Annotated in this window: 29 protein-coding genes; 13 read left to right on the top strand and 16 right to left on the bottom strand. The window is 73.1% G+C overall.

Annotated features, from left to right (window positions below):
• Nucleotide 1: 1 nt before the first annotated feature.
• On the bottom strand, nt 2–529 hold the full coding sequence (purE, locus tag IEV65_RS04195) for a 5-(carboxyamino)imidazole ribonucleotide mutase (protein ID WP_188428314.1): 528 nt from the start codon (nt 527–529) through the stop codon (nt 2–4).
• On the bottom strand, nt 526–1,776 hold the full coding sequence (locus IEV65_RS04190; protein ID WP_188428313.1) for a 5-(carboxyamino)imidazole ribonucleotide synthase: 1,251 nt from the start codon (nt 1,774–1,776) through the stop codon (nt 526–528). The genes purE and IEV65_RS04190 overlap by 4 nt, the downstream gene beginning before the upstream one ends.
• Before the next feature lie 39 nt (nt 1,777–1,815).
• Here IEV65_RS04190 and IEV65_RS04185 point away from each other — a divergent pair, with 39 nt between their 5' ends.
• The gene (locus IEV65_RS04185; RefSeq protein WP_188428312.1) at nt 1,816–2,382 is read left to right on the top strand and encodes a GtrA family protein; all 567 of its coding nucleotides are present in this window, start codon (nt 1,816–1,818) and stop codon (nt 2,380–2,382) included.
• On the opposite strand, the gene IEV65_RS04180 is transcribed toward IEV65_RS04185, so the two are convergent.
• From IEV65_RS04180 to IEV65_RS04165, 4 genes are read right to left on the bottom strand one after another with little or no spacing between them, the layout of a single operon-like run.
• On the bottom strand, nt 2,355–3,419 hold the full coding sequence (locus IEV65_RS04180; protein WP_188428311.1) for a sensor histidine kinase: 1,065 nt from the start codon (nt 3,417–3,419) through the stop codon (nt 2,355–2,357). The genes IEV65_RS04185 and IEV65_RS04180 overlap by 28 nt on opposite strands.
• 3 nt (nt 3,420–3,422) lie before the next feature.
• Nucleotides 3,423–4,115 (bottom strand): response regulator transcription factor, encoded by a 693-nt coding sequence (locus tag IEV65_RS04175; RefSeq protein ID WP_188428310.1) that lies wholly within the window; start codon nt 4,113–4,115, stop codon nt 3,423–3,425.
• 13 nt (nt 4,116–4,128) lie between these two features.
• Entirely contained in the window at nt 4,129–4,923 is a 795-nt protein-coding gene (locus IEV65_RS04170; protein ID WP_188428309.1) for an enoyl-CoA hydratase/isomerase family protein, read from the bottom strand.
• A gap of 11 nt (nt 4,924–4,934) precedes the next feature.
• The gene (locus IEV65_RS04165; RefSeq protein ID WP_188428308.1) at nt 4,935–5,726 is read right to left on the bottom strand and encodes a biotin--[acetyl-CoA-carboxylase] ligase; all 792 of its coding nucleotides are present in this window, start codon (nt 5,724–5,726) and stop codon (nt 4,935–4,937) included.
• 24 nt (nt 5,727–5,750) lie between these two features.
• Between IEV65_RS04165 and IEV65_RS04160 the strand changes: the two genes are divergently transcribed.
• Nucleotides 5,751–7,382 carry an acyl-CoA carboxylase subunit beta gene (locus tag IEV65_RS04160; protein WP_188428307.1) on the top strand — a complete coding sequence of 544 codons (1,632 nt, stop codon included), beginning with the start codon at nt 5,751–5,753 and terminating at the stop codon, nt 7,380–7,382.
• A complete protein-coding gene (locus tag IEV65_RS04155; RefSeq protein ID WP_229734875.1) occupies nt 7,379–7,636 on the top strand; it encodes an acyl-CoA carboxylase subunit epsilon in 258 nt (85 codons plus the stop codon). The genes IEV65_RS04160 and IEV65_RS04155 overlap by 4 nt, the downstream gene beginning before the upstream one ends.
• A 163-nt stretch (nt 7,637–7,799) precedes the next feature.
• Here the strand turns inward: IEV65_RS04155 and IEV65_RS04150 are convergent, their stop codons facing one another.
• The gene (locus tag IEV65_RS04150; RefSeq protein ID WP_229734874.1) at nt 7,800–8,459 is read right to left on the bottom strand and encodes an MOSC domain-containing protein; all 660 of its coding nucleotides are present in this window, start codon (nt 8,457–8,459) and stop codon (nt 7,800–7,802) included.
• 108 nt (nt 8,460–8,567) lie between these two features.
• On the opposite strand from IEV65_RS04150, the gene IEV65_RS04145 reads away from it, so the two are divergent.
• From IEV65_RS04145 to IEV65_RS04135, 3 genes are read left to right on the top strand one after another with little or no spacing between them, the layout of a single operon-like run.
• A complete protein-coding gene (locus tag IEV65_RS04145; protein ID WP_229734873.1) occupies nt 8,568–10,250 on the top strand; it encodes a DUF885 domain-containing protein in 1,683 nt (560 codons plus the stop codon).
• A gap of 17 nt (nt 10,251–10,267) precedes the next feature.
• Entirely contained in the window at nt 10,268–10,861 is a 594-nt protein-coding gene (locus IEV65_RS04140) for a GNAT family N-acetyltransferase (RefSeq protein ID WP_188428306.1), read from the top strand.
• On the top strand, nt 10,858–11,481 hold the full coding sequence (locus IEV65_RS04135) for a Maf family protein (protein ID WP_188428305.1): 624 nt from the start codon (nt 10,858–10,860) through the stop codon (nt 11,479–11,481). Before IEV65_RS04140 ends, IEV65_RS04135 begins: the two co-directional genes overlap by 4 nt.
• A 10-nt stretch (nt 11,482–11,491) precedes the next feature.
• Here the strand turns inward: IEV65_RS04135 and IEV65_RS04130 are convergent, their stop codons facing one another.
• Nucleotides 11,492–12,697: an MFS transporter gene (locus IEV65_RS04130; protein ID WP_229735056.1), complete on the bottom strand. Its 1,206-nt coding sequence runs from the start codon at nt 12,695–12,697 to the stop codon at nt 11,492–11,494.
• 408 nt (nt 12,698–13,105) lie between these two features.
• On the opposite strand from IEV65_RS04130, the gene IEV65_RS04125 reads away from it, so the two are divergent.
• Nucleotides 13,106–14,440, top strand: a complete 1,335-nt coding sequence (locus IEV65_RS04125) for an NAD(P)/FAD-dependent oxidoreductase (RefSeq protein ID WP_188428303.1) — start codon at nt 13,106–13,108, stop codon at nt 14,438–14,440.
• 206 nt (nt 14,441–14,646) lie between these two features.
• Here the strand turns inward: IEV65_RS04125 and paaE are convergent, their stop codons facing one another.
• Genes paaE through paaA form a run of 5 tightly spaced genes read right to left on the bottom strand, consistent with a single transcriptional unit; the run spans nt 14,647 to nt 18,442 of the window.
• Nucleotides 14,647–15,765, bottom strand: a complete 1,119-nt coding sequence (paaE, locus tag IEV65_RS04120) for a 1,2-phenylacetyl-CoA epoxidase subunit PaaE (protein ID WP_188428302.1) — start codon at nt 15,763–15,765, stop codon at nt 14,647–14,649.
• Between the two features lie 7 nt (nt 15,766–15,772).
• Nucleotides 15,773–16,294, bottom strand: a complete 522-nt coding sequence (gene paaD, locus IEV65_RS04115; RefSeq protein ID WP_188428301.1) for a 1,2-phenylacetyl-CoA epoxidase subunit PaaD — start codon at nt 16,292–16,294, stop codon at nt 15,773–15,775.
• A 20-nt stretch (nt 16,295–16,314) separates the two neighbouring features.
• Nucleotides 16,315–17,142 carry a 1,2-phenylacetyl-CoA epoxidase subunit PaaC gene (gene paaC / locus IEV65_RS04110; protein ID WP_308642553.1) on the bottom strand — a complete coding sequence of 276 codons (828 nt, stop codon included), beginning with the start codon at nt 17,140–17,142 and terminating at the stop codon, nt 16,315–16,317.
• Nucleotides 17,139–17,426, bottom strand: a complete 288-nt coding sequence (paaB, locus tag IEV65_RS04105) for a 1,2-phenylacetyl-CoA epoxidase subunit PaaB (protein WP_188428300.1) — start codon at nt 17,424–17,426, stop codon at nt 17,139–17,141. The genes paaC and paaB overlap by 4 nt, the downstream gene beginning before the upstream one ends.
• A complete protein-coding gene (gene paaA, locus IEV65_RS04100) occupies nt 17,423–18,442 on the bottom strand; it encodes a 1,2-phenylacetyl-CoA epoxidase subunit PaaA (RefSeq protein ID WP_188428299.1) in 1,020 nt (339 codons plus the stop codon). The genes paaB and paaA overlap by 4 nt, the downstream gene beginning before the upstream one ends.
• A 94-nt stretch (nt 18,443–18,536) precedes the next feature.
• Between paaA and IEV65_RS04095 the strand changes: the two genes are divergently transcribed.
• The 5 genes from IEV65_RS04095 to IEV65_RS04075 all read left to right on the top strand — a co-directional run bounded on the left by IEV65_RS04095 (nt 18,537) and on the right by IEV65_RS04075 (nt 21,621).
• Nucleotides 18,537–19,136, top strand: coding sequence for a GNAT family N-acetyltransferase (locus IEV65_RS04095; protein ID WP_188428298.1), 600 nt, complete (start codon nt 18,537–18,539; stop codon nt 19,134–19,136).
• On the top strand, nt 19,133–19,885 hold the full coding sequence (locus IEV65_RS04090; RefSeq protein ID WP_188428297.1) for an AzlC family ABC transporter permease: 753 nt from the start codon (nt 19,133–19,135) through the stop codon (nt 19,883–19,885). The genes IEV65_RS04095 and IEV65_RS04090 overlap by 4 nt, the downstream gene beginning before the upstream one ends.
• Entirely contained in the window at nt 19,882–20,190 is a 309-nt protein-coding gene (locus IEV65_RS04085; protein WP_188428296.1) for an AzlD domain-containing protein, read from the top strand. The genes IEV65_RS04090 and IEV65_RS04085 overlap by 4 nt, the downstream gene beginning before the upstream one ends.
• 3 nt (nt 20,191–20,193) lie before the next feature.
• Nucleotides 20,194–21,372 (top strand): heparan-alpha-glucosaminide N-acetyltransferase domain-containing protein, encoded by a 1,179-nt coding sequence (locus IEV65_RS04080; RefSeq protein WP_188428295.1) that lies wholly within the window; start codon nt 20,194–20,196, stop codon nt 21,370–21,372.
• A 108-nt stretch (nt 21,373–21,480) separates the two neighbouring features.
• Nucleotides 21,481–21,621, top strand: coding sequence for a hypothetical protein (locus IEV65_RS04075; RefSeq protein ID WP_188428294.1), 141 nt, complete (start codon nt 21,481–21,483; stop codon nt 21,619–21,621).
• Nucleotides 21,622–21,814: 193 nt separating this feature from the next.
• Here the strand turns inward: IEV65_RS04075 and IEV65_RS04070 are convergent, their stop codons facing one another.
• Nucleotides 21,815–24,343, bottom strand: a complete 2,529-nt coding sequence (locus tag IEV65_RS04070; protein ID WP_188428293.1) for a polyribonucleotide nucleotidyltransferase — start codon at nt 24,341–24,343, stop codon at nt 21,815–21,817.
• 172 nt (nt 24,344–24,515) lie between these two features.
• Nucleotides 24,516–24,785: a 30S ribosomal protein S15 gene (gene rpsO / locus IEV65_RS04065; protein WP_141817840.1), complete on the bottom strand. Its 270-nt coding sequence runs from the start codon at nt 24,783–24,785 to the stop codon at nt 24,516–24,518.
• Nucleotides 24,786–24,947: 162 nt separating this feature from the next.
• On the opposite strand from rpsO, the gene IEV65_RS04060 reads away from it, so the two are divergent.
• Nucleotides 24,948–25,682, top strand: a complete 735-nt coding sequence (locus tag IEV65_RS04060) for a PIG-L deacetylase family protein (RefSeq protein ID WP_188428292.1) — start codon at nt 24,948–24,950, stop codon at nt 25,680–25,682.
• 12 nt (nt 25,683–25,694) lie between these two features.
• On the opposite strand, the gene IEV65_RS04055 is transcribed toward IEV65_RS04060, so the two are convergent.
• Nucleotides 25,695–26,537, bottom strand: coding sequence for an Fpg/Nei family DNA glycosylase (locus tag IEV65_RS04055; protein WP_188428291.1), 843 nt, complete (start codon nt 26,535–26,537; stop codon nt 25,695–25,697).
• Between the last annotated feature and the right edge of the window lie 47 nt (nt 26,538–26,584).

Raw genomic sequence — 26,584 nt, 5'->3', positions numbered from 1 at the left:
GTCAGCCCTGGCGCCGCTCGCGCAGCCGAGCGCCCTTGGCGTGGGCCTGGTCGCGCAGGTCCGTGGCGAAGGTCGCCAGCTCGCCCCGCAGCCGCGCAGCCAGCTCGCCCTCGCCCGCCGCCAGCATCCGCACCGCCAGCAGCCCCGCGTTGCGGGCGCCGGCGACGGACACCGTCGCGACGGGGATGCCGGCGGGCATCTGCACGATCGAGAGCAGGCTGTCCATGCCGTCGAGGTGCTTGAGCGGCACGGGGACGCCGATCACCGGCAGCACGGTCACCGACGCGAGCATGCCCGGCAGGTGGGCCGCGCCGCCCGCGCCGGCGATGATCACCCGCAGGCCGCGGTCGGCCGCTCCCTGCCCGTAGGCGATCATCTCGGTCGGCATCCGGTGCGCCGAGACGACGTCCGCCTCGTAGGGGACGCCGAACTCCTCCAGCGCCTGGGCCGCGAGCTCCATCACCGGCCAGTCGCTGTCGGAGCCCATCACCAGGCCGACGAGGGGCTGGGTCGCTGCGTGCTCGCTCATTCGGTCACCACTCCTTGCAGGTAGTCGGCGGCGTGCCGCGCGCGCTCGCGCAGCGCCTCCAGGGAATGCAGGTCGCCGCTGCGCCCTCCGTAGACGGTGACGTGGCCGAGCTTGCGGCCCGGGCGCACGCCCTTGCCGTAGAGGTGGATCTTCAGGCCAGGGTCCCGGGCCATCAGGTGCTTGTAGGTGCCGTACAGCTCGGCGTAGTCGCCGCCCAGCACGTTCGCCGACGCGGTCCAGGCATCGCGGGCCGACGGGTCGCCCAGCGGCAGGTCGAGCACAGCGCGCAGGTGCTGCTCGAACTGGCTGGTCACCGAGCCGTCGATGGTCCAGTGCCCGCTGTTGTGCGGGCGCATGGCCAGCTCGTTGACGAGGTATGCCGCGCGCGTCCCCCCGTCGGGGCCCACCCGGGTCACCTCGAAGACCTCGACGGCCATCACGCCCGTCACCCCGAGCTCGCCGGCGATCCGCAGCGCCCCCTCGGTGAGCGAGGTCGCCAGGTCGGGGTCGAGGCCGGGCGCGGGGGCCAGCACCTCGGTGTTGATCCCGCCCTCCTGGACGGTCTCCACCACCGGCCACGCCGCCGCCTGCCCGGAGGGGCTGCGGCCGACCATGATCGACAGCTCGCGGGTGAAGTCGACGGCCTCCTCGAGGAGCAGCCCGTCGGCCAGGCCACCCTCGCCCACGCCCGAGAGCCACGGCTCCACCTCGGCCGGCTCACGGCATACCTGGACCCCCTTGCCGTCGTAGCCGCCGCGCGGGGCCTTGACGACCAACGGCCAGCCGACCTCGGCGGCGAACGCCTCCACCTCCTCGGCGGTGCGGGCGCGGGTCCACCGCGGGCAGGGCAGGCCGAGCGCGGTGAGCCGCTCGCGCATGGCGAGCTTGTCCTGGGCGTAGACGAGGGCGTCAGGGCTGGGGTGCAGCTCGACCCCGTCCGCCGCGAGCGCCGCCAGCACCTCCTGCGGCACGTGCTCGTGGTCGAAGGTCACGACGTCGCAGTGCTGCGCCCAGGCCCGCAGCGCGTCCAGGTCGGTGTGGTGGCCGACCGGGCTGTGCGGGACCACGAGGGCCGCGCTCGCCGACTCCGACTCGGCGAGCACCGAGACGGTCAGCGACAGGGCCACGGCCGGAGGCTGGCACATCCGGGCGAGCTGGCCGCCGCCGACGATGCCGACGACGGGGAATCCGCCCTCGGCACGGCGGGGACGGTGGTGGTGCGTGGGGGGCTGGGGCGCAGATGTCACGCACAGACCCTACCCAGCCCCGGCCCGTAGACTCCTCCGGTGACCCCCGACCGCCCCTCCCTGCTCACCCGGTTGCGGAACGCGTACGACATCCTGGCGCGCGAGGTGGCGAAGTTCGGCACCATCGGGGCCCTGGCGTTCGTCGTGGACGCCGCCATCTACAACCTGCTCGCCTTCGGCCTGCCCGGCGGCGAGCAGGGGGTGCTGCACGCCCACCCCCTGACGGCGAAGGTCATCGCGACGGCCGTGGCCACGGTGTTCTCGTGGCTGGGCAACCGGCTGTGGACCTTCCGGCACCGCCGCAGCCAGGCCGTTGCCCACGAGTTCGCGCTGTTCGTCGTCTTCAACGTGCTGGGTCTGGCCATCGCGCTCGCGTGCCTCGCCTTCTCGCGCTACGTGCTGGGCCTGGACAGCCAGCTGGCCGACAACGTGTCGGGCAACGGCGTGGGCCTGGTGCTGGGGACGCTGTTCCGCTTCTGGGCCTACCGCTCCTTCGTCTTCCGGGGGGAGCTGGAGGCCGAGGAGCTGGAGGTCACGGACCGCGCCGTCGGCGAGGGGGACGCGGGCCCCGCCGCACCTCAGGGTGTGTCGGCCAGCGGCAGGTAGAGCGAGAAGACCGTGGGCGTCGTGCTGGTCAGCTCCAGCCGACCGCCCACGGACTCGGCCGATTCACGGGCCACGGCCAGTCCCAGCCCGGTGCCGGCCCCCGTCGTCACGGCACGCTCGAAGACCGCCCTCGCCATCTCCTCCGCGATGCCCGACCCCTCGTCGGCCACGGAGAACACCGCGGAGGGGCCGGAGCGGCCCACGTGCAGCCGCACCGCGCCGCCGCCGTGGACGAGGGCGTTCTCCAGGAGGGCGTTGAGCACCTGCGAGACCACGGACGGGCTGCTCTCGACGATGACGCCGCGCTCGCAGGTGAGCCCGACGCTGCGTCCCGCCTCGGCGAAGGCCGGCCCCCACTCCTCGTCCAGGCCGGCGAGCACCACGTCGACCGCCGTCAGGCCCCCGCCGCTGGCGTGACCGGCCCGGGTGCGGCGCAGCAGCTCGTCGACGACGCCGGTGAGCCGCTCGACCTGGCCGATCGCGATCTCCGCCTCGGTGCGGGCCACGGCCACGTCGTCGGCCTGGGCCACCTCCTCCAGGCGCAGCAGCAGCGCGGCCAGGGGCGTCCGCAGCTGGTGCGAGGCGTCGGCCGCGAACGACCGCTCCGAGACCAGCATCCGGGCGAAGGTGCCGTGGTGCCGGTCGACCTCGCGCGCCACCGCGTCGATCTCGCGCAGGCCGCCCTGCCAGGGCTCCGGATCCACCAGCCGCCCGGGCCGGGTCTGCGGGTCCAGGGCGAAGCCGCCCGAGGCCATCTCGTCGGTGCGGTGGGCGAGGCGGCGCAGCGGCGCGGCCACCGTCTCGGCCGCCCGATCAGCCATCGAGCGCGCCATACCCAGCGTCGCGAGCACCACCACCGCGGCGCCGACCGCCGCCGCCAGTGCCGCCAGCCACACGGGCAGGTGGCCCCCGTCGGCCAGCCAGGTCGCCCTGCGGGCCTGGGCCAGCAGCCACGCCACGACGCCCGCCACGACCAGCGCCGTGCCGAGACCCACGAGCGCCACCCGGAGCGCGAGCTCGCGGAAGACGGCCCGCACGGCTCAGCCCTGGGGAGCGTTCTGGAAGCGGAAGCCCACCCCGCGGACCGTGACGATGTGGCTCGGGTCCGTCGCGTCGTCGCCGATCTTGCGGCGCAGGACCGAGACGTGCATGTCCAGGGTCTTGGTCGACCCGAACCAGCTGTCCCACACCTCGCGCATCAGCACCTCGCGCGAGACGACCCGTCCCTCCTCACGCATCAGCACGCGCAGCAGCTCGAACTCCTTGGTGGTCAGGCGGATCTCCTTGTCGTGCAGGAAGACCCGGCGCGCACGCACGTCCATCTGGAGCGCGCCACCCTGGGCGCCGGAGGCGGACCGCGACGGCTCCGGACCGCGCCGCAGCAGGGCCCGGACGCGCGCCAGCAGCTCCCCCAGCCGGAACGGCTTGGCGACGTAGTCGTCGGCGCCGGCGTCCAGCCCGACCACCGTGTCGATCTCGTCGGTGCGGGCGGTGAGCATGAGCACCGGCACGAGCACGCCGGCCTCCCGCAGCGCCCGGCAGACGTCGAGACCGTCGAGGAGCGGCAGGCCCAGGTCGAGGATGAGGAGGTCGGGAGCCGGTTGGCGCGTCGCCTCGGCCAGCGCCGCGCGCCCGTCGGCGGCGAGGAGGACCTCGTAGCCCTCCCTGCGCAGGGCGCGCGCGAGCGGCTCGGAGATCGCCGCGTCGTCCTCGGCGAGCAGGACCTTGGTCATCTCGGTCGTCCTCTCAGTGGCCCGGCCACTCCGGGGTGCGCTTCTCCGCGAACGCGGCCACGCCCTCCTTGCGGTCACCGCTGAAGGCGGTCGCCCGCCAGCAGCCGTCCTCGATCTCCAGGCCGGCCGCGAGGTCGGCGCCCATGCCCAGCCGCATCGCCTTCTTGGCGTTGCGGACGGCGACCGGCGAGTTCGCGGCGATCTGCGCGGCGATCTCCAGCGCGCGGTCGCGTGCCGTCCCGGCGGGCACCACCTCGTCGAGCACCCCCAGCGCACCGCCCTCGGCCGCCGTCAGGCGGCGGGCGGTGAAGATCATCGACGCCGCCCGCGACCACCCGACCCGCCGGGTGAGCAGCTGGGTGCCGCCACCACCGGGGATCACGCCGACGCCCACCTCGGGCAGGGCCACCGTGGCCCCCTCCCCCGCGACGATCAGGTCGCAGCTGAGCGCGATCTCCATACCTCCTCCGAGGGCGAAGCCCTCCACCGCGGCGACCGCGGGAACGGGCAGGTCGAGCACGCCGCGGTAGGCCAGCTTGGACACGAGCCGGTGGTCCATCATCTGCGCGTCGGTGAAGCCGTTGCGCTCCTTGAGGTCGGCGCCCACGCAGAAGGCGCGCTCGTGCGTGCTCGTGATGACGACGGCGCGGACCGAGGGGTCGGCCGCGAGCCGCGCGGTGGTGGCGGTGATCTCCTCGGCGAAGGCGGTGCTGATGGCGTTCATCGCCGAGGGCCGGTCGAGGGCGACCTCCACCACGTGGCCGGCGTCGCCGTGGCAGGTGAGCTGCAGCATCGTCGGTGCGTCCATGACGAGCCAGGCTACTGGTGCCGGACGTGCTCCACGTCACCGGCGCGGTGGACGGTCCGCCCGCGTGCGTCCTCGAGCACGAGAGCGCCGTCGGCGTCGAGGTCCACCGCCGTGCCCTCGAGGGTGCCGCCCGTCGGCAGGTGCAGGCGCACCGGCCGTCCGAGGGTCAGGCAGCGCTGCAGATAGGCGCCGCGGACCGCCGCCACCTCGCCCTCGGCCAGCCGGCCGTGGGCGTCGGCGAGGTGGGAGAGGTATGCCGTGAGCAGCTCCTCCCGCGCGCCCGCCGGCAGGGGGGCCGGGGTGCCCTGCGCCCGGGCGAGCCGCCAGGAGGTGGCGGTGGGGACCGGGAGCTGGTCGGGGGTGTGGTCGACGTTGACGCCCGTGCCGACGACGATCGACCCGTTCGTCGCCACCTGGCACAGGACGCCGGCCACCTTCCCCCAGCGCACTCCGTCGGCCTCCAGCACCGCCGAGCCCCCGTCGCGCAGCGGGACGAGGACGTCGTTGGGCCACTTCAGGCTGGCGCTCACCGGCCAGCGGCTCTCCTCGAGCGCCAACGCGAGCGCGAGACCGGCCGCGAGGGGCAGCCAGCCGAGCGTCGCGGAGGGGAGGGCGGGGACCACCGCGCTGATCGCCATACCGGTGCGGGGAGGGGACTCCCAGGTGCGTCCGAGGCGGCCCTGGCCCGCGGACTGGTGGTCGGCCACGACCACGCGCCCGGGGCGCGGACCGGCCAGCGCCTCGACGTTGGTCGAGCCCACGGACTCGTGGTGCTCGGGCGAGGCCCAGCGCAACGAATTCATGCCGACAAGGCTAAGTTGTCCCCCATGACCGACACCGTCAACGCCGATGAGGTGACCGCTGCGCCGACTGCGGCGGGGCCCGACCTGCAGACCACCGCGGGCCGTCTGGCCGACCACCGGGCCCGCATCGACGAGGCCGTCCACGCCGGGTCGGCGAAGGCTGTCGAGAAGCAGCACGCCAAGGGCAAGAAGACCGCGCGCGAGCGCATCGAGGCGCTCCTGGACGAGGGGTCGTTCACCGAGCTGGACGCGCTCGCGCGGCACCGTTCCACCGCGTTCGGGCAGGAGCGCAACCGGCCCTACGGTGACGGCGTCGTCACCGGCTACGGCACGGTCGACGGGCGGCCGGTGGCGGTCTTCGCCCAGGACTTCACGGTGTTCGGCGGGTCGCTCGGCGAGGTCTTCGGCGAGAAGATCGTCAAGGTCATGGACCTGGCGATGAAGATCGGCTGCCCGGTCGTCGGGATCAACGACTCCGGCGGCGCCCGGATCCAGGAGGGCGTGGTCGCGCTCGGGCTCTACGCCGAGATCTTCAAGCGCAACGTGCACGCCTCCGGCGTGATCCCGCAGATCTCGCTGGTCATGGGCCCGTGCGCGGGCGGGGCCGTCTACTCCCCCGCGATCACCGACTTCGTCGTGATGGTCGACCAGACGTCGCACATGTTCATCACGGGCCCCGACGTCATCAAGACCGTGACCGGGGAGGACGTCACCTTCGAGGAGCTCGGTGGCGCGCGGACGCACAACACCACCTCGGGCGTGGCGCACTACATGGGCAGCGACGAGGACGACGCGATCGAGTACGTCAAGGAGCTGCTGAGCTACCTGCCGCAGAACAACCTCGAGGACCCGCCCGCCTACGACGTGGAGCCGGACGAGGAGGTCACCGCCGACGACGAGGCGCTCAACACCCTCATCCCCGACTCGGCCAACGTGCCCTACGACATCACCGAGGCGGTCCGCGCCGTGCTGGACGACGGTGACTTCCTGGAGGTCCAGCCGCTGTTCGCGCCCAACATCGTCGTCGGCTACGGCCGCGTCGAGGGGCGCTCGGTGGGCATCGTCGCCAACCAGCCGATGCAGCTCGCGGGCACGCTCGACATCGACGCCTCGGAGAAGGCCGCGCGCTTCGTGCGGACCTGCGACGCGTTCAACATCCCGATCCTGACCTTCGTGGACGTCCCGGGCTTCCTGCCGGGCACCGACCAGGAGTTCGGCGGCATCATCCGGCGCGGGGCCAAGCTGCTCTACGCCTACGCCGAGGCCACCGTGCCGCTCGTGACGATCATCACCCGCAAGGCCTACGGCGGCGCCTACGACGTCATGGGCTCCAAGCACCTCGGGGCCGACATCAACCTCGCCTGGCCCACGGCGCAGATCGCGGTGATGGGCGCCCAGGGTGCGGCCAACATCCTCTACCGCCGCGAGCTCGCGGCCGTCGCCGCGGAGGGCGGTGATGTGGAGGCCGAGCGCGCGCGCCGCATCCAGGAGTACGAGAACACCCTGGCCAACCCCTACATCGCCGCCGAGCGCGGCTACGTCGACGCCGTCATCGAGCCGTCGCACACCCGCGTCGAGGTCGCCCGCGCGCTGCGCCACCTGCGGTCCAAGCGCTCCAACCGGGCTCCCCGCAAGCACGGGAACATCCCGCTGTGAGCACCGAGGAGACCACGGGCGACGTGGCGCAGCCGGAGCCGCCGGTGATCCGGATCGAGCGCGGCAACCCGACCCCCGAGCAGCTCGCGGCCCTGACCGTGGTGCTCACCGCCGCCTCGGGCGGGAGCGCCGGCAGCGCGGGCGACGGCTCGGCTGGCTCACGGCGCACCCTGTGGACCGCCCGCTCGCGCTTCGCCCGCCCCCGCCCGGCCGTCGGGCCCGGCGGCTGGCGAGCCTCCGCGCTGCCCCGCTGACACCCGACCGGGAGCGCGCTCCGCACCGGTCGCGGGCAGGCCAGAGCCCGTCCCGTGAAGATCGTCACGCGATTCTCGGGACCGTCTCCGACTTCCACGTGACGGTCTCTCACGGGACGGTGCGCGACGCTTCTGCCCCGCCTGCCCCTCGCGCCCCCTCCGCTCAGGGCCGGGCGGTGAGCCGGCGGACCAGCCGCTCGTGGTACATCGTCGGCAGGCAGCGGGCGTCGACGACCCGCCTGGCTGCCTCGTCGTCACCCATCGCCGCCGCAAAGGCGGTCAGCATGTCCACGTCGTGAGCGGGCGGTTCGAGGAGCTCCAGGGTGTCCCCGGAGTGCACCGTGCCGGGCACCGCCACACGGAGATAGACCCCGCACCGGCCTCGCTCGGCAAATCTTCGGACCCAGCCCTTCTCACCCATGTGCCCCGCGAACGTCGCGCAGGGAGTGCGTGGCACCGAGACCTCCAGCACGACCTCCTCCCCCACCCGCAGCCGCTGGTTGATCAGCAACGCCTCGAGGTCGATGCCCTCGGTCGTGAGGTTCTCCCCGAAGCCGCCGTCAGGCAGGCCGCGCTGCAGCTCGGCCTCCCACCGGTCGAGCTCCTCCCGCGCGAAGGCGTAGACCGCCTTGTGCGCCCCTCCGTGGTGGTCGACGTCCCCGACATGGTCGCCCACGACCCCCGGCCCGTCGCCATACCTCGGTCCCGGCTCGAACACCTCGATCGACCCCACGGGCCGCTTGTCGATCCCGGTCCGATAGCCCTTGCCGCCCGGTTCCGGCTTGGGCCGGGCGAGGTTCACGGAGCGGACGTGCGGGGTCACCGACCCACCCTACAGAGCCGCGACGCTGCGGCCCTGCGCTCCCCGGCGACGGGCGCGGGAGCGCCATACCCGTTCGACCTCGACGCGACCGCGGGGTAGGTTGCCACGGTGACCGAGCAGAGCCGCCCGCAGACCGACATCGACCGCCTCGCCGAGGCCCACCTGGACGCCATGGTGGCGCTCAGCCCGCTGGAGGCGACCTACCTCGGCGTCCCCGGCCAGGACGACAAGCTGGACGACCTGTCGATCGAGGGGCTGCGCGCCCACCGTGACCAGGCCGCCGCCACGCTCGAGGAGCTGGCCCGCACCGAGGCCGTCGACGACGTCGACAAGGTGACCGCTGCCGCGCTGCGCGAGCGCCTCGGCCTCGAGGTCGAGCAGCTCGACCTCGTCCTCGAGGGCCGCGCCCCCGTCGACCTCAACGTCATCGCGTCCGCGCCGCAGGCGGTGCGGGACGTCTTCGACATCATGGCCAAGGACACCGAGGAGCACTGGCGCACCATCGCCGCCCGCCTCGACGCCGTCCCCGCCGCGCTCCAGCAGTATGCCGACGCCCTCACCTGGTCCGCCGAGCGCGGCCAGGTCGTGCCGCGTCGCCAGGTGACCGCCGTCGCCGAGCAGTGCCGCGACCAGGCCGGCGACGAGGCCAGCAGTTTCGACGCGCTGACCACCGAGGCCGAGGGGCAGCCCGAGGAGGTCCGCGGCCTGCTGGCCGCCGCGATCACCTCGGCCAAGTCGGCCTTCGGCGCCCTGGCGACCTTCCTCGACGAGCTCGCCGCCCAGGCCCCGGAGTCCGACGCCGCCGGCCAGGAGCTCTACCGCCTGCGCTCCCGCTCCTTCCTCGGCGCCGAGATCGACCTCGAGGAGACCTACCGCTGGGGGCAGGAGGAGCTGGCCCGGATCACCCGGATGATGGAGGAGACGGCCGAGCAGATCCGGCCCGGCGCCACCGTCAAGGAGGCTGTGGCCCTCCTCGACGCGGACCCGGCCTACCAGCTGGACGGCACCGACGCGCTCAGGGAGTGGATGCAGGTCAAGGCCGACGAGGCCGTCGCCAACCTCGCCGACACCCACTTCGACATCCCGGAGCCGATCCGCACCATCGAGTGCATGATCGCGCCGAGCCAGACCGGCGGCATCTACTACACCGGCCCCTCGGAGGACTTCTCCCGCCCGGGTCGCATGTGGTGGTCCGTCCCCAAGGGCGTGACGACGTTCTCGACCTGGCGCGAGCTGACGACCGTCTACCACGAGGGTGTGCCCGGGCACCACCTGCAGATCGGGCAGACGGTCTACCGCTCCGAGCTGCTCAACCGGTGGCGTCGCCTGGCCTCCTGGACCTCCGGCCACGGCGAGGGCTGGGCCCTCTACAGCGAGTGGCTCATGGCGGACCTGGGCTACATGGACGACCCGGGCAACCGGATGGGCCTGCTGGACGGGCAGTCGCTGCGCGCCGCCCGCGTCGTCATCGACATCGGTGTCCACTGCGGCTTCGAGGCGCCGGAGGAGGTCGGTGGCGGTGAGTGGACCTACGACAAGGCCTGGGAGTTCCTCAACAACCACGTGAACATGGACGAGGGCTTCGTCCGCTTCGAGCTGGACCGCTACCTCGGCTGGCCGGGCCAGGCGCCCGCCTACAAGATCGGCGAGCGCCTCTGGCTCGAGCTGCGCGACGAGGCCAGGCGTCGGGAGGGCGAGGATTTCGACCTCAAGGCCTTCCACCGCCGGGCGCTCGACATCGGCGGCGTGGGGCTGGACACCCTGCGCGCCGCGGTCCTGGGCGAGCTCTGACCTCGGCGCTGCGCACGATGGGCGAGGTCCCGGAGCTGCGGACGGAGCGGCTGCTCCTCCGCGGCTTCCGGGACGCCGACCGCGACCCCTTCGCGGCGCTCAACGCCGACCCGCTGGTGACGCGGCACCTCCAGGGCACGCTGACCCGCGAGCGCTCGGACGCCTTCGTCGACCGCATCGCCGCCTGCTGGGCCGAGCGCGGCTGGGGGCTGTGGGCGCTGGAGCACCGCGAGTCCGGCACGTTCCTGGGCTACACCGGCCTCTGGCCCGCCGACTTCCTCCCCTCGGGTCCGGGCGTGGAGGTGGGCTGGCGCCTGGCCGCCCACGCCTGGGGCCGGGGGTATGCGCCGGAGGCCGCCCGCGCCGCGCTCCGGTTCGGCTTCGAGCAGGTCGGTCTCCCCGAGATCGTCTCCTTCACCGCGAGGGGCAACACCGCGTCGCTGCGCGTCATGGAGAAGATCGGGCTGCGGCCGGACCCGACGCGCGACTTCGACCACCCGCGCGTGGACGCCGACGCCTACCCCGAGCTCGTCGCCCACCTCTTCCACGCGCTCACCCAGGACGAGTGGGCCGCGACCACCGCGCGCGACGGCATACCCTGGCGCCCGTGATCCCCTTCGTGCTGGCCTCGGCCTCCCCCGCCCGCCTGTCCACCCTGCGCTCGGCCGGGGTCGAGCCCGAGGTCGTCGTCTCCGGCGTCGACGAGGACGCCGCGCTCGCCCGGGCCCAGGAGAGGTATGGCGTGCTCGCCCCCGCCGACGTCGCGCTGACCCTCGCCCGGGTCAAGTGCGAGGCGGTGGTGAGCGATGAGGACCCCGACGCGCTCGTCCTGGGGTGCGACTCGGTGCTTGAGCTCGACGGCCAGATCCACGGCAAGCCTGGGGACGCGACCCAGGCCGCGGAGCGCTGGCTGCGCATGCGCGGGCGGAGCGGCACGCTGCATACCGGGCACTGGGTCGTCGACAACCGCGAGGACGGCAGCGGTGCGACGCTGGGCGCGACCGCGTCCACGGTGGTGCACTTCGCCGACCTGTCCGACGAGGAGATCGCGGCCTACGTCGCGACCGGGGAGCCGCTGCACGTGGCGGGGGCCTTCACCGTCGACGGCCTCGGCGGGCCCTACGTCACCTCCGTCGAGGGTGACTACCACGCGGTCGTCGGGGTGAGCCTGCCGCTGCTGCGCGAGCTCCTCCTCGAGGCCGGCGTGGCCTGGCACGAGCTGCGCGGCTGACGGCGGCGGGTCACGCCCCCTGGCGCACCGGCGCGACGCTGGTCCCGTAGGCACCGGCAAGCGCGGAGACCACGCCGACCAGGGCCACCGCCGCCCACCAGCCCTCGCCGACCGCCCGCCACGCGCTCACCCCGACGACCGGCCCGAGCGCCATACCCACCCCGAACGCCGCCTGCGAGACGGCGAACATCGCGGGTCGCAGGGCCTCGGGCTCACCGGACGGGAAGGACCAGAGCCGCGGCGCGCTGACGGTGGTGCCCGCGACCGCCAGCACGGCCGACAGCAGCACCAGCGCGGCGACGTGCGGAGCGAGGCCGTAGAGGGCGAAGCTGAGGCCGAAGACCACGGTGCCGACCAGCACGGCGGCCGGCACCGGCCAGCTGCGCGTCGCGGTGGTGACCGGGAGCTCGAGGACGACCAGGGTGACGGCGCCCAGGCTCAGGATCGCGGCATACAGGGACGGGCCGTGCCCGACCGCGGACAGCTGCAGCGGCAGCGTGGAGAAGGTCTGCGCGTAGACCACCCCGCTGGTCAGCATGGCCACGGCGTAGAGCACGCGCCGGCGGGTGAGCAGCGTCGACCACCTGCCGCCGGCCGTCGCCCTCTCCGGGGCGGGCGCGGCGCCGGCACTGCGGCCCGCGGAGGTGCGGGCGACGACGCCGGCCGCGAGGAGGGAGGTGACGCCGTCCAGCACGAAGAGCAGCACCCACCGGTCAGCGGCGATCGCCGCCGCGGCCAGCACGGGCGCGACCAGTGCGCCGGCGTTCATCGCGACGCGGAAGGCGGAGAAGACGAAGACCGAGCTGTCCTCGTCGGCCGCGCGGCTGAGCGCCTCCGAGGAGGCGGGACGGAACGCCTGCGTGGACACGCCGACCACCAGGGCGAGCGCGGCCACCAGGAGCACCGACGCCGTCGAGGCGGCCAGCGGGACGGTCGCGATGAGCACTCCGGTCGTCCCCAGCGCGCCGGCCATCGCCGTCCTCGGCCCGAGGCGGGACGTCGCCGCCGCTCCGACGGGAGCCCCGAGCAGGGTGCCCACGGCGAACCCGCCCACCGCCAGGGCGGCGTCGCGCGCCGGCAGCCCGGCGTGGACCAGGTAGACGAGGAGGAAGCCCTCCAGGACCGCCCCGAGCTGGTTGACGCCGGCGGCGACCAGGACGAGGCGGACGTCGGAGGGCAAGGAGCGCAGGGAGCGCCAGGACTCACGCAGGATCATCACGGGCAGAAGTCTGCGAGGGCCGGCCCCGGCTCGCTGGCGGGTTTGCGACATCACCGTCCGTCGGCAGGAGGCTGCAGCACCGTGTGCCCTCCGATGAGGATGTATCTGCGGCTCCCGCGCGGGCTCTGAGTCATCGCGACACCGTTCCTGGCACCGGCGGCTCGGGGGCCGCCGGCACGGGCGCGCCGCGCAGCAGGGGTCGCTGCCGCGGCGCCGCCCCGGAGGGGGTGGCGCGGTCGTCGGCCAGGGCCGCCCGTGACGGACCTGGCCGACGACCGTTCCGCACCGCCGGACCACCTCGTCTCTCACCTCCGCCGTCAGCCATCGCGGGGCTACGCCAGGCGCGCGCGGCATACCGGACCTTGCCCTGCCCCCGGCTCAGTGACGCCCCACGCGGGTGAGACGATGGCCGCGCACACGTGGTTCGACGAGGAGGTCGTGGTGGTAGGCGGTGCGCGCAGGGTCGCGGTGGTCGGTGCGGGGATGGTCGGGCTGGCGACGGCCTGGTTCCTCCGCGAGCGAGGCGTCGAAGTCACCGTCCTCGACCGTGAGGGCGTGGCTGCGGGCGCCTCGTGGGGCAACGCGGGGTGGCTGACCCCGGCGATCGCGACGCCGCTGCCGGAGCCGGCGGTGCTGCGCTACGGCATCAAGGCGCTCGTCTCGCCCAACTCCCCCGTCTACGTGCCGCCGAGCGCCGACCCGCGCCTGGTGCGCTTCGCCGCCGGCTTCGTGCGCCACAGCACCAACAGCCGGTGGGAGCGGGCGATGCAGTCCCTCATCCCGATCAACGACCTCTCGCTCGCCGCCTTCGACCACCTCGGTGCGCACGGTGTCGACGAGCCGGTCCGCGACGCGGACCCCTTCATCGCCGCCTACGACCGGGCCGGTGACGTGCAGGTCCTGCTCGATGAGTTCACGCACATCGAGCACGCCGGCGGCAAGGTCGAGCACGAGCTCATCGGCGCCGACGAGGCCCGTCGGCGCGAGCCCGCCCTCTCCGACGCGGTGCAGGCCGCGATCGTCATCCACGGGCAGCGCTACATCAACCCCGTGAGGTATGTCGAGTCCCTCGCCGCCGCGGTCCGCGCCCAGGGCACCGAGATCGTCACCGGCACCGAGGTGCTGCAGCTGGACGACCTGGGCAGCGCCGGGGTGCGGGTTGAGACCAGCGGTGCCGGCGGAGGGACCTACGACGCAGTCGTCGTGGCCACCGGGGCCTGGCTGGGTGACCTGGTCTCCCCGTTCGGCGTGCGGCACGTCGTCCAGGCCGGGCGCGGCTACTCCTTCAGCGTCGAGACCGAGCACATGCCCGCCAGCCCGATCTACTTCCCGGTCGCGCGCCTCGCGCTGACGCCGCTCGGGGACCGCCTGCGGGTGGCCGGGATGATGGAGTTCCGCCGCCCCGACGCGGCGCTGGACCCCCGCCGCATCAAGGCGCTCGTCGACCCGGCGCGCAGGCTGCTCCGCGGCGTGGACCTGGACCACCGTCAGGACGAGTGGGTCGGGTCCCGCCCGGTCACCGCGGACGGTCTGCCGCTCATCGGCCGGACGAGCTCGGAGCGGGTCTTCGTCGCCGGCGGCCACGGCATGTGGGGCATCACCCTCGGCCCTGCCACCGGTCAGCTGCTCGCCGAGCAGATCACCACGGGCCGGGTGCCGACCGCGCTGACCCCGTTCGACCCGCTGCGCACGCCCACCTGGGCCCCCACGCGCCTGCGTCGCGGCACCGCGAGCGTCTGACCCACGCCCCGACCGGACAGGCGTTCCTGCCGCCGACGCGGCAGGAAACCCGCGAGCGTCAGACCCACCACCACACAACCGGACAGGCGTTCCTGCCGCTGGTGCGGCAGGAACGCCTGTCCGGTCGGTGCGGCAGGAACGCCTGTCCGGTTGGTGCGGCAGGAACGCCTGTCCGGTCGGTGCGGCAGGAACGCCTGTCCGGTCGCTCAGGCGTCGTAGTCGATCTCGACCTCGTCGGTGACGGGGTGGGACTGGCACATCAGCCGGTAGCCGCGTGCGACCTCGTCCTCCTCGAGGGCGTAGTTGCGGTCCATCCGCACCTCGCCCGAGACCACCTTGGCGCGGCAGGTGCCGCAGACCCCGCCGGTGCAGGAGTATGGCGCGTCGGGCCTCTCCCGCAGCGTCGCGTTGAGGATGGTCTCGGCCTTGGACGGCATCGGCACGCGGGTCGTGCGACCGTCGAGCGTCACGGTGGCCACCGCCTCCGGCGGAGCACTGAGGTCGACCTCCGTCGGCGCCGCCGCGACCGGGGCGCCCGCGTCGTCGACGTGGAAGATCTCGTGGTGGACGTGCTGGGCGTCCACGCCACGCTCGGACAGGACGCTCTGCACCGTCTCGACCATCCCGAAGGGTCCGCAGAGGTACCACTCGTCCACCTCGTCCTCCGGGACGAAGGTCGCCAGCAGCTCCTCGACCTTCTCCCGGTCGATGCGGCCGTTGAGCAGCTCGATCTCCTGGGCCTCACGGGAGAGCACGTTGAGCAGGGTGAACCGCCCCGGGAAGCGGTTCTTGAGGTCCATCAGCTCCTCGAGGAACATGATCGAGTCGGTGCGCCGGTTGCCGTAGACGAGCGTGACCCGCGACCCGGGCTCCTCCTCCAGCACGGTCGAGAGGATGGACAGGACGGGCGTGATCCCCGAGCCCGCCGCGATGCCGACGTGGTGCTTGGTGGCGGTCGGGTCCACCGGGCAGACGAACGAACCGAGCGGCTCCATGACCCGCAGCACGTCGCCGGGACGGACCTGGGTGTTCATCCAGGTCGACATGACGCCCGACGGCACGCGCGCTGACGCGACCCGCACCTGCCCACGACGCCGCGACTCCGCGCGGGAGATGCAGCAGGAGTAGGAGCGACGCACGTCCTGGCCGTCGATGGTCGCGCGCACGGTCAGGTGCTGGCCGGGCTCGAACGCGAAGGTCTCGCGCAGCTCCTCGGGGACGGCGAAGGTGACGGCGACCGCGTCGTCGGTGAGACGGTCGACGCTGCTCACGGTGAGCTCGTGGAAGTGCGCCCGGTGCCGGGTCGGCTGCTGGATCAGGGACACAGGACTCCTAGATGGTCTTGAACTCGTCGAAGGGTTCGCGGCAGGCCAGGCAGCGGCGCAGGGCCTTGCACGCGGTGGACCCGAAGCGGGCGATCTCCTCGGTCTCGAGCGACCCGCACAGCGGGCAGGTCACCCGTCGCTTCTGGAGCGTCAGGTGGACGGCACCGGCGTCGTGCGCTCGTTGGCCCGTGGGCGGGGCGATCCCGAAGCGGCGCAGGGACTCCCGGCCCTGGGTGCTCATCCAGTCGGTGGTCCACGCGGGTGAGAGCTGGGTGACGACCTCGACCGGCACACCGTGCCGGACGCCGACGGCGACCACCGCCTCCTCCATCGCCCGCATGGCGGGGCACCCGGAGTAGGTCGGCGTCATCGTCACCCGGAGCCCGTCACCGACCCGCTCGACCGCTCGCACCACGCCGAGGTCGTCGAGGGAGATCACCGGGATCTCGGGGTCCGGGACGGCGCGGAGCTCCCGCTCGACCTGCTCCAGGAGCGAGGTGAGCTCCGCCGGGGAGGTGCGCGACGCCATACCCAGGGCCCCTGCCCGGCTCACCAGGTGGCGCCGGGGTGGCTGCGCGCGATGTGCTGCATCTCGGCCAGGAGGTAGCCCATCGGCCGGGAGTGGATGCCGTCACGACCGCCCCGCGCGTGCCAGCGCGGCGCGTCGGGCATCGCCAGCGTGGCGCGGTCCAGCACCCCGGAGACGTAGTCGTTGACCGGACCGGCCAGGGTCGAGGGCAGCACGCCGACGCCCTCCGCCGCCGCCCACCGCGCCGCGGGATAGTCCTCGCCCAGCTCGCGGACGTAGGGGTGGACGGCGACCAGCCCGGCCTGCATCCGCTCGTGGCTGACCTCGGTGCCGTCGCCGAGGCGGAGGACCCACTGCGTCGCGTGGTCACGGTGGTACTCGACCTCCTTGACCGCCTTCTGCGCGATGCCGGCGAGGGTCTCGTCCGCGGACCCGACCAGGCGGGAGTAGAGCTCGACCTGGTAGCTGGAGAACCACAGCATGCGGGCCATCTCGTGGGCGAAGTCGCCACGCTCCTGCTCCACCAGGTGGACGTTGCGGAACTCCCGCTCGTCGCGCAGCATGGCCAGCGCGTCCTCGTCGCGGCCGGCTCCCTCGACCTCGCCCGCGCGGGTCAGCAACGAGCGGGCCTGCCCGAGCAGGTCCAGCCCGATGTTGCCGAGGGCCATGTCCTCCTCGATCTGCGGCGCATGGGTGAGCCACTCGGCCAGGCGCTGCGCATAGACCAGGGCGTCGTCGCCCAGGCTGAGGAGGTATGCCGTCGCCTGGGAGGCGCCGTCCCCCAGGTCGCCCCCGGGCCGGGGGCCGGCGATCCGGACGCCGGCGAACTCAGAGCCCTTGGTGCTCACAGGTACTCCACGTCCTCGGGGACGTCGTAGAACGTCGGGTGGCGGTAGACCTTGTCGGCGGCCGGGTCGAAGAAGCTGTCCTTCTCGTCCGGGCTGGAGGCCGTGATGTCGTCGGAGGCCACGACCCAGATCGAGACGCCCTCCTGCCGGCGGGTGTAGAGGTCGCGCGCGTTGCGCAGCGCCATCTGGGCGTCGGGCGCGTGGAGGGACCCGGCGTGGACGTGGTTCAGCCCGCGCTTGGCGCGGACGAAGACCTCGTAGAGGGGCCAGTTGTCGTTGCTCATGCCACCGCTCCCTGCTCGCGCTCTGCCACCTTCGCGGCATACGCCACCGCCGCCTCGCGCACCCACGCGCCCTCCTCGTGCGCCGCGACGCGGGTCGCGATGCGCTCGGCGTTGCAGGGGCCGTCGCCCTTGAGCACCCGCCAGAACTCGTCCCAGTCGATCTCGCCGAAGTCCCAGTGCCCGCGCTCCTCGTTCCAGCGCAGGTCCGGGTCGGGCAGCGTGATGCCGAGCTTGATCGCCTGCGGCACGGTCATGTCGACGAACTTCTGGCGCAGGTCGTCGTTGGTGAACCGCTTGATGCCCCACGCCATGTTCTGGGCGGTGTGGCCGTCGGCGGCCTTCTCCCCCGAGTCCGGCGGACCGAACATCATCAGCGCCGGCCACCACCAGCGGTTGGCGGCGTCCTGGAGCATGGCCTTCTGGGCGTCCGTGCCCTGCGACAGCGTCCACAGGATCTCGAAGCCCTGACGCTGGTGGAACGACTCCTCCTTGCACACCCGGATCATGGCGCGGGCGTAGGGCCCGTAGGAGCAGCGGCACAGCGGCACCTGGTTCATGATCGCCGCGCCGTCGACCAGCCAGCCGATCGCACCCGCGTCGGCCCAGGTCAGCGTCGGGTAGTTGAAGATCGAGGAGTACTTCTGCTTGCCGGCGTGCAGCTTGTCGAGCAGCTCCTCGCGGTCCACGCCGAGCGTCTCGGCCGCGGAGTAGAGGTAGAGCCCGTGGCCGGCCTCGTCCTGGACCTTGGCCAGCAGGATCGCCTTGCGGCGCAGGCTGGGGGCGCGGGTGAGCCAGTTGCCCTCGGGCTGCATGCCGATGATCTCGGAGTGCGCGTGCTGGGCGATCTGGCGGATCAGGGTCTGGCGATAGCCGTCGGGCATGGCGTCCCTGGGCTCGATGCGCGAGTCCTCGTCGATGAGGCCGTTGAAGTAGTCCTCCAGGGCCTGCGTGTAGTCCTGGGTCTCCGCGGCGTTCAGGGGCGCGTCGTCGCGGGGCCCGAAGTCGTTGCCGTACATGAGGGCCAGTCTGCCAGAGACCGGTGGCTCTATGACACTTTCGCCGTCGTCTGACCGCTGAGGTGTCACAAAGGACAGGTGGGAGACTAGGGCGGTGACGCACGACCACCCGCACGACCACCCGCACACCCCGACCACGGGCCCGCTGGCCGACGCCGCAGTGCGGACCGGTCGCCCGTCCGACGCCCCCGCCGTGGGCCTCGTGCAGGCGTTCGTCTGGCAGGACGCGTATGCCGGTGTGCTGGGCCAGGAGGTCCTCGACCAGTTCACGGGTCCCGCCTTCGGCAACGCCTGGCGGCGCAGCCTCGAGACCCCGCCCACGCCGCGCCACCGGTTGCTCGTCGCGACCGCGGGCCCGCAGGTCGTCGGCTACGTCTCGATCGGCCCGGCCGGCGACGAGCCCGGGCTGGAGCCCGGTCGCACGGGGATGATCTACGACGGCGGCGTCCACCCCGAAGGACGGCGGGCCGGCCACGGCTCCCGGCTGCTCAACGCCGCGGTCGACACGCTCCGCGCGGACGGGAGCACCGGCACCGAGCCGGTCGCCGTGGCCACGTGGGTCCTGGCCGCCGCCGAGGACACCCGCGCCTTCCTGCAGCAGGCCGGCTTCGAGCCCGACGGCGCCTGGCGAGACCGCGTCGTCGACGAGGACGGCCGCACCGCACGGGAGGTCCGCCTGGTGGTCGCCCTGTGACGGGGGCAACGGCATACCCGCGGCAGTGGTGGAAGACCCCCGCCGCCCGAGAGGGCCTCGCGGTGGGCCTGGTCGGCCTCTACGGCGTGAGCGCCGGCGCGCTCGGCGTGGCCGCGGGCCTGTCGGTGGCCCAGACCATGCTCACCTCGCTGCTGCTCTTCAGCGGGGGCTCGCAGTTCGCGTTCTACGGAGTGATCGGCACGGGCGGCAACCCGCTCGCCGCGGTCGCGACCTCGACGCTGCTCGGCCTGCGCAACGGCTTCTACGGGCTGCAGCTGTCGCGGCTGCTCGAGCCGAAGGGGTGGCTGCGCCCGGTGGCGGCGCACCTGACGATCGACGAGACCACCGCCGTCGCCCTCGCGCAGGAGACGCCGCAGCGCTCGCGGATCGGGTTCTACGTCACCGGCGTCATGCTGTTCGTCGTCTGGAACAGCACCACCCTCGTCGGCGCCCTGGCCGGTGAGGCCATGGGTGACCCGCGCGCCTACGGGCTCGACGCCGCGGCGGCGGCGGCCTTCGTCGCCCTGGTGTGGCCGCGGCTGTTCGGCCGTGGCGCGCACGGACGGACCGGCCCGATAGCCACGGCCGCGCTGGCGATGATCCTCACGCTCGTGTCGGCACCGTTCACCCCCACCGGCGTCGAGGTGCTGGTCGGGGCGACCGCGGCCCTGGTCGTGGGACTGCGGGACCGCGGGCGGCCCGACGCTGCCGCCACGGAGCCGACGGAGCCCACGGAGGCGACGGCATGACGCTGTGGATCGCGGTGATCGCCGCCAGCCTGCTCAGCCTGGCCACCAAGTTCGCCGGCCACCTCGTCCCCGAGCACCTGCTCGAGGTGCCGTGGGTGGAGCGGGTCGTGCCGCTCCTGACGGTCGCCCTGCTGTCGGCCCTCGTCGTCACGCAGGGCTTCCTCGACACCGACGGCCTGCCGACGCTGGACCCGCGAGCGGCCGGGATCGGCGTGGCCGTCGTGCTGCTGCTCCTGCGGGCACCCTTCATCGTGGTCGTCGCCCTGGCGGCCCTGACGGCCGCGCTGCTGCGCCTCTGGACCTGACCCGTGGAGCTGGTCGGCGCGGCTCGCGCGGGCAGGGCCCGCACCGCGTCGGCACGCCTGGTGGGCGTCGACCTGGCCCGGGCGGTCGCCCTGCTGGGGATTTTCGCCGCCCACCTCGTCAGTCCTGACGACCCGGGGGCGCCCGGCGGGGTCGACCCGCTCTTCCAGCTCGTCGCCGGCCGCTCCTCGGCACTCTTCGCACTGCTCGCCGGGGTCGGGATCGCCCTGTCGAGCCGCGACGCCGGCACCGACCCGTGGGGTGCGCGAGCACGGCTGCTGACGAGGGCCGGCTGCATCGCCTTCCTGGGGCTGTGGCTGGGCGCCTTCCCCTCGGGCCTGGCGATCATCCTCACCTTCTACGGCGTCCTCTTCTGCTGCGCACTGCCGGTGCTGCACTGGCGTGCCCGGTCCCTGGCCGTCCTCGCGGTCGCCTGGGGGCTGCTCTCCCCCGTCGTCAGCCTGGTGCTGCGCGACCGGGTGGACGCCGGCCCCACGATCGTCCCCACCTTCGTCCACCTCGCCGAGCCGCTGCGCCTCGCCCAGGAGCTCCTGCTCACCGGCTACTACCCCGTGCTCACCTGGGCGACCTACCTGTTCGCGGGTATGGCGCTCGGTCGGCTCGACCTGCGGCGCGCCCCGGTCGGGCCGCGGCTGGCGCTCGTGGGCGCCTGGCTCGCCGCGCTGGCGCTCGCGGTCTCCGGTCTGGTGCGCTCGCGGCCCACGGCGCGCGCCGCCCTGGTCGCCGACCCGCGGCAGCCGGTCGCGGACTGGGCCGAGCTGGACACCCAGCTCCGGCACGGGCTGTTCGGGACGCACCCCACCGAGACCTCGTGGTGGCTGGGGGTCTGGGCACCGCACAGCGGCAGCATCGTCGACCTTGCCCACACCACCGGGACGGCCGTGCTCGTCCTGGGCCTGGCGCTCACGGCGGTGCGGCTGCTCCCCGCGCTGCCGTGGCGGCTCCTCGGAGGTGCGGGGGCGATGACGTTGACGCTCTACAGCCTGCACGCGCTCGTGCTCTCCTCGCCGCTCGGCGCGCGCGGTGAGGCGGCTCTGCTGGTGCACACCCTCGTCGCCCTGGGGGTCGGCGCAGCCGTCGTGGCCGCAGGCCGCCGCGGTCCGCTGGAGCAGCTCGTCAGCGAGGTTGTGCGGCTCGTGCCCGGGCGCGGCCCGCACCGCTGAGCGGAGGGCCACACCGACCCGCTGTTCACTTTCTGTTCACTTTTGCCAGGTCATCGACTAGGCTAGATGAACAGAAGATGAACGATCGAGCGAACAGGAGGTGGATGCATGGACACCCGTGTCCACGAGCCCGAGACGACGCGTCGCCGCGTCGAGATCGCCTGGGTCCCCGGGCACGACGTCTGGGGGCGCCCGATCATGGAGATGCGCTGGCACGTCGGGGACAGCCCCCACGTCACGCAGGGCTGATCAGCACAGAGCACGACCCGCAGACGCCGAAGGGCGCGATCCGGACACTCCGGATCGCGCCCTTCCGCTTGCGCCACCTGGGGCGGGGCCTTGGCTCTGACGCCTCGACGACCCCGTGGAGACGCACCACGCACGCCGCGAGGGCGGCCCCATCGCCTGGGACCGCCCTCGCAGTGTGTCGCAGACTCAGCCGTCAGGCGTCGTCACCCGCGTCGGCGCCGGACTCGTCGCCCGCGCCGGCGTTGGTGCCACGACCGCGGCCGCCACGGCGGCGACGCTGGCGGCGGGGACGCTCGGAGCCCTCACCGGCAGCCTCGCCGTCCTCGGCACCCGCGTCAGCGTCCTCGTCGGCAGGAGCCTCCGGCGCTGCGTCGGCGACCGGGGCGGTCGCGTCCACGCCCGGCAGCTGCGGCGCCTCGGCACCGGCAGCGGCGGCGGGCGCGTCGGCAGGAGCGTCGGCGGCGGCACCGGCAGCGCCGGCGTCACCCGCCGAGCCGCCCTCGACGACGGCACCCAGCGACAGCTTGCCGCGCGGGTCGATCTCCTTGAGCTCGACCTGGACCTTCTGGCCCACTGCGAGCACGTCCTCGACCGCGTCGATGCGCTTGCCGCCCACGAGCTTGCGGATCTCGGAGATGTGCAGCAGGCCGTCCTTGCCCGGCAGCAGCGAGATGAACGCCCCGAAGGTCGTCGTCTTCACCACGGTGCCGAGGAAGCGCTCGCCGATCTCCGGCATCTGGGGGTTGGCGATCGCGTTGACCGCGGCGCGGGCCGCCTCGGCCGAGGGGCCGTCGGTGGCGCCGATGTAGACGGTGCCGTCGTCCTCGATCGAGATGTCTGCGCCGGTGTCCTCCTGGATCTGGTTGATCATCTTGCCCTTCGGGCCGATGACCTCGCCGATCTTGTCGACCGGGACCTTCACCGTGATGACGCGGGGGGCGAAGGGGCTCATCTCGTCCGGAGCGTCGATGGCCTCGTTCATCACGTCGAGGATGTGCATCCGGGCCTCGCGGGCCTGGGTCAGCGCGCCGGCCAGCACGTCGGCGGGGATGCCGTCGAGCTTGGTGTCCAGCTGGATCGCGGTGACGAACTCCCGCGTGCCGGCGACCTTGAAGTCCATGTCACCGAAGGCGTCCTCGGCACCCAGGATGTCGGTCAGCGCGGCATACTGCGTCTGACCGTCCACCTCCGCGGACACGAGGCCCATCGCGATGCCCGCGACGGGCGCGCGCAGCGGCACACCAGCGTTGAGCAGCGACATCGTGGACGCGCAGACCGAGCCCATCGAGGTCGAGCCGTTGGAGCCGAGAGCCTCGGACACCTGCCGGATCGCGTAGGGGAACTCCTCGCGGGTCGGCAGCACCGGCATCAGGGCACGCTCGGCGAGCGCGCCGTGGCCGATCTCGCGGCGCTTCGGGGAGCCGACGCGGCCGGTCTCACCGGTGCTGTAGGGCGGGAAGTTGTAGTTGTGCATGTAGCGCTTGCGGGTCACCGGGGAGAGGGTGTCCAGCTGCTGCTCCATGCGCAGCATGTTGAGGGTGGTGACACCCATGATCTGGGTCTCGCCACGCTCGAAGATCGCCGAGCCGTGCGCGCGCGGGATGACCTCGACCTCGGCGGAGAGGGCGCGGATGTCCTTGAGGCCACGGCCGTCGATGCGGACCTGGTCGCGCAGGATGCGCTCACGGATGAGCTTCTTCTGCACGGAGCGGTAGGCCGCGTCCAGCTCCTTGTCGCGCCCGGCGAACGGGGCGTCGCTGGTCGTGTCGCTGTCGCCGGCGGCGTCCCAGTGCAGACCGAGGAGCTTGGCCTTCATGGCGACCTTGATCTCGTCGATCCGGCCCTCGCGCTCCTGCTTGCCCGCGATCTGCAGCGCCTGGGCCAGGTCGGCGGAGGTGGCCTCCTCGACCGCGGCGTAGGCGTCGTCCTCGTAGTCGAGGAAGCGCGGGAACTCCTGGACCTCCTTGGCGGTCTTCGAGGCGAGCTCGGCCTGGGCCTCGCACAGCGCCTTGATGAACACCTTCGAGGCCTCGAGGCCCTGGGCCACGACCTCCTCGGTCGGCGCCTGCTTGCCCTCGTCCTTGACGAGGTTCCAGGTGGACTCGGTGGACTCGGCCTCGACCATCATGATCGCGACGTCGTCCCCGACGACCCGACCGGCCACGACCATGTCGAAGGTCGAGCGCTCGATGTCGGAGAAGTTGGGGAAGGCGACCCACTGGCCGTCGATGAGGGACACGCGCACGCCACCGATCGGGCCGCTGAAGGGCAGGCCGGAGATCTGGGTGGAGGCGGACGCGGCGTTGATCGCCAGCACGTCGTACTGGTGGTCGGGGTTGAGCGACAGCACAGTGATGACGACCTGGACCTCGTTGCGCAGGCCCTTGGCGAAGGTCGGGCGCAGCGGGCGGTCGATCAGGCGGCAGGTGAGGATGGCGTCGGTCGACGGGCGGCCCTCACGCCGGAAGAAGCTGCCGGGGATCTTGCCGGCGGCGTACATGCGCTCCTCGACGTCCACCGTCAGCGGGAAGAAGTCGAAGTGGTCCTTGGGGTGCTTGCTCGCGGTCGTGGTCGACAGGAGCATGGTGTCGTCGTCGAGGTAGGCGGTGACGGAACCGCCGGCCTGCTTGGCCAGACGCCCGGTCTCGAACCGGACGGTGCGGGTGCCGAAGCTGCCGTTGTCGATCGTGGCTTCGGCGAACGTGATCTCTGGACCCTCCATGGGCCCTCCTTTTCTGTTGCTCTCAGCGCGGGGCATCGTCGTTGTGCCCGGCTGGTCCTTCCTTGGGGAGTATGCCGTCCCGGCAGTCTCCCTGGCGCACCCGACTGGTGCGGGCCCGCCATACGCAAAGGAGCGGCCCCCGATCTGGTCGGGAACCGCTCCCCTGCGAGTCTCAGCGACGCAGGCCGAGGCGCTTGATCAGCGACCGGTAGCGCTCGATGTCGGTCTGCTCGAGGTAGCGGAGCAGGCGCTTGCGCTTGCCGACGAGGAGAAGCAGGCCGCGGCGGCTGTGGTGGTCGTGCTTGTGCTCGCGGGCGTGCTCGGTGAGCTCCTTGATGCGGGCGGTGAGCAGCGCGACCTGGACCTCCGGCGAACCGGTGTCGCCCTCGGCCGTGGCGTACTCCTTGATGATCTCCTGCTTGGCGGCAGTGTCCATCGCCATAGGGCGACTCCTTCTCTCTCGTTGCGCGGCGCATCCCGGGCATGTCCACCGGGGCACTCTGGATCCGCGGCCGTTCAGACGGCGTCGTCCAGAATATCAGCGCCTCCCCACCTGCCCTAATCCCGAGCGGCGGCCGGCCCCCGACCCTGCCAGGATGCTCTCATGTCCACTCTCGAGGCCTTCCCCACCGACTGGCAGAGCGCCCTGTGCATCGTGGCCCACCCCGACGACATCGAGTACGGCACCGCGGCGGCCGTCGCCTCCTGGACCGCGGCCGGGAAGGAGGTCACCTACCTCCTCGTGACCCGCGGCGAGGCCGGCATCGACACCATGGAGCCGGCGCGGGCGGCGACCGTGCGCGAGCAGGAGGAGCGCGCCGGGGCGCGCGAGGTCGGCGTCGAGGTGGTGGACTTCCTCGAGGGCTTCCACGACGGGGTGCTGGAGCACAGCCTCGAGCTGCGCCGGGCGCTCGCCCGGGCCATCCGGATCCGGCGGCCGGACGTCGTCATCACCACCACCTACGACGCGCGCTTCGCCGGCGGCATGGTCAACCAGGCCGACCACCGCGTCGTCGGTCTGGAGGTGCTCGACGCCGTGGCCGCCGCCGGCAACCGCTGGATCTTCCCCGAGCTGGTGGAGCAGGGACACGCGCCCTGGGGCGGCGTGCGCTACCTCGGCTGGGCGGGCACGACCCCCACCCACGAGGTGGACGTCACCGAGCACTTCGAGGCGGCGGTGCGCTCGCTCCAGGCGCACGCGGAGTACAACGCGGCCCTGCCGGAGACCTTCCCGGCGCCGCGCGAGCTGCTGAGCTTCATCCTCGGCGACCCCGAGAGCCGGGGCGAGGACGGGACCCCCAGCCGCTACCGGTGGACCGTCGACCTCATCACGCGCTGACGGGCGTCCAGGTCACGTCCGGCGCTGGCAGCCGCCGCACCAGAACAGGTTGCGTCCGGCCACGACCTTGTGGCGCACGGTCGCCCCGCAGCGCAGGCACGGCATACCGTCGCGCTGGTAGACCGCGAACTCGCGCGGCACCTGCGGCCGCTCCCCGCGCTCCCACGCCGCCGCGGTGTCGGCGAGGACGTCGTCGAGGGTGATGATCGAGCCGGTCCGCACGCCCCACGGCATGAGGTGGACGAGGTCGTCCCAGATCAGCTGCCACGAGGAGCGCTTGAGCGAGCGGCCCGGCTTCAGCGGGTGCAGGCGGTGTCGCCACAGCACCTCGCAGCGGTAGATGTTGCCGACGCCGGCCAGCACGGTCTGGTCCATGAGCAGCTCGGCGACCGTCCTGCCCGACCGCGCGATCGTGCGGTATGCCGTGTCCGGGTCGTTGCGCTCGTCCACCGGCTGCAGCGGGTCCGGACCCTGACGCCCCACCAGCCGCAGCACCTCCTCCTGGTCCACGACCTGGCAGGCCATCGGGCCGCGCAGGTCGGCGACGTGCCGCTCGTCCGCGATCCGCAGCCGCACCTCCCCCAAGACCGGCGGTCCGAGCTCGACGTGCTCGGGCGGGACCGGCAGCACGAACCACTTGCCGATGAGGCCGAGGTGGACATAGAGGGTGCGTCCGTCCGCGAAGTCGACGAACAGCAGCTTGCCGTGCGCCCAGGCCTGCTCGAGGACGGTGCCGTCCAGCAGCGCGGCGCCCTCCGCGAAGCGCCCCTGCGGGCTGCTCACGTCAGGGGTCGTGCCGCCGAACGCGGTGTCGAGCGCGCCGGCCAGCCGGTGCAGCGTGTGTCCCTCGGGCATGCCCTCGATCGTCTCAGGTCGGCCGCGTCACCTCGGCATCGCGTGGT

The sequence above is a fragment of the Ornithinimicrobium tianjinense genome, assembly GCF_014636495.1.
Lineage (GTDB): Bacteria > Actinomycetota > Actinomycetes > Actinomycetales > Dermatophilaceae > Ornithinicoccus > Ornithinicoccus tianjinensis.
Note: the sequence above shows the minus strand (reverse complement) of the source record. Positions and strands in the feature narration are given on the sequence as shown.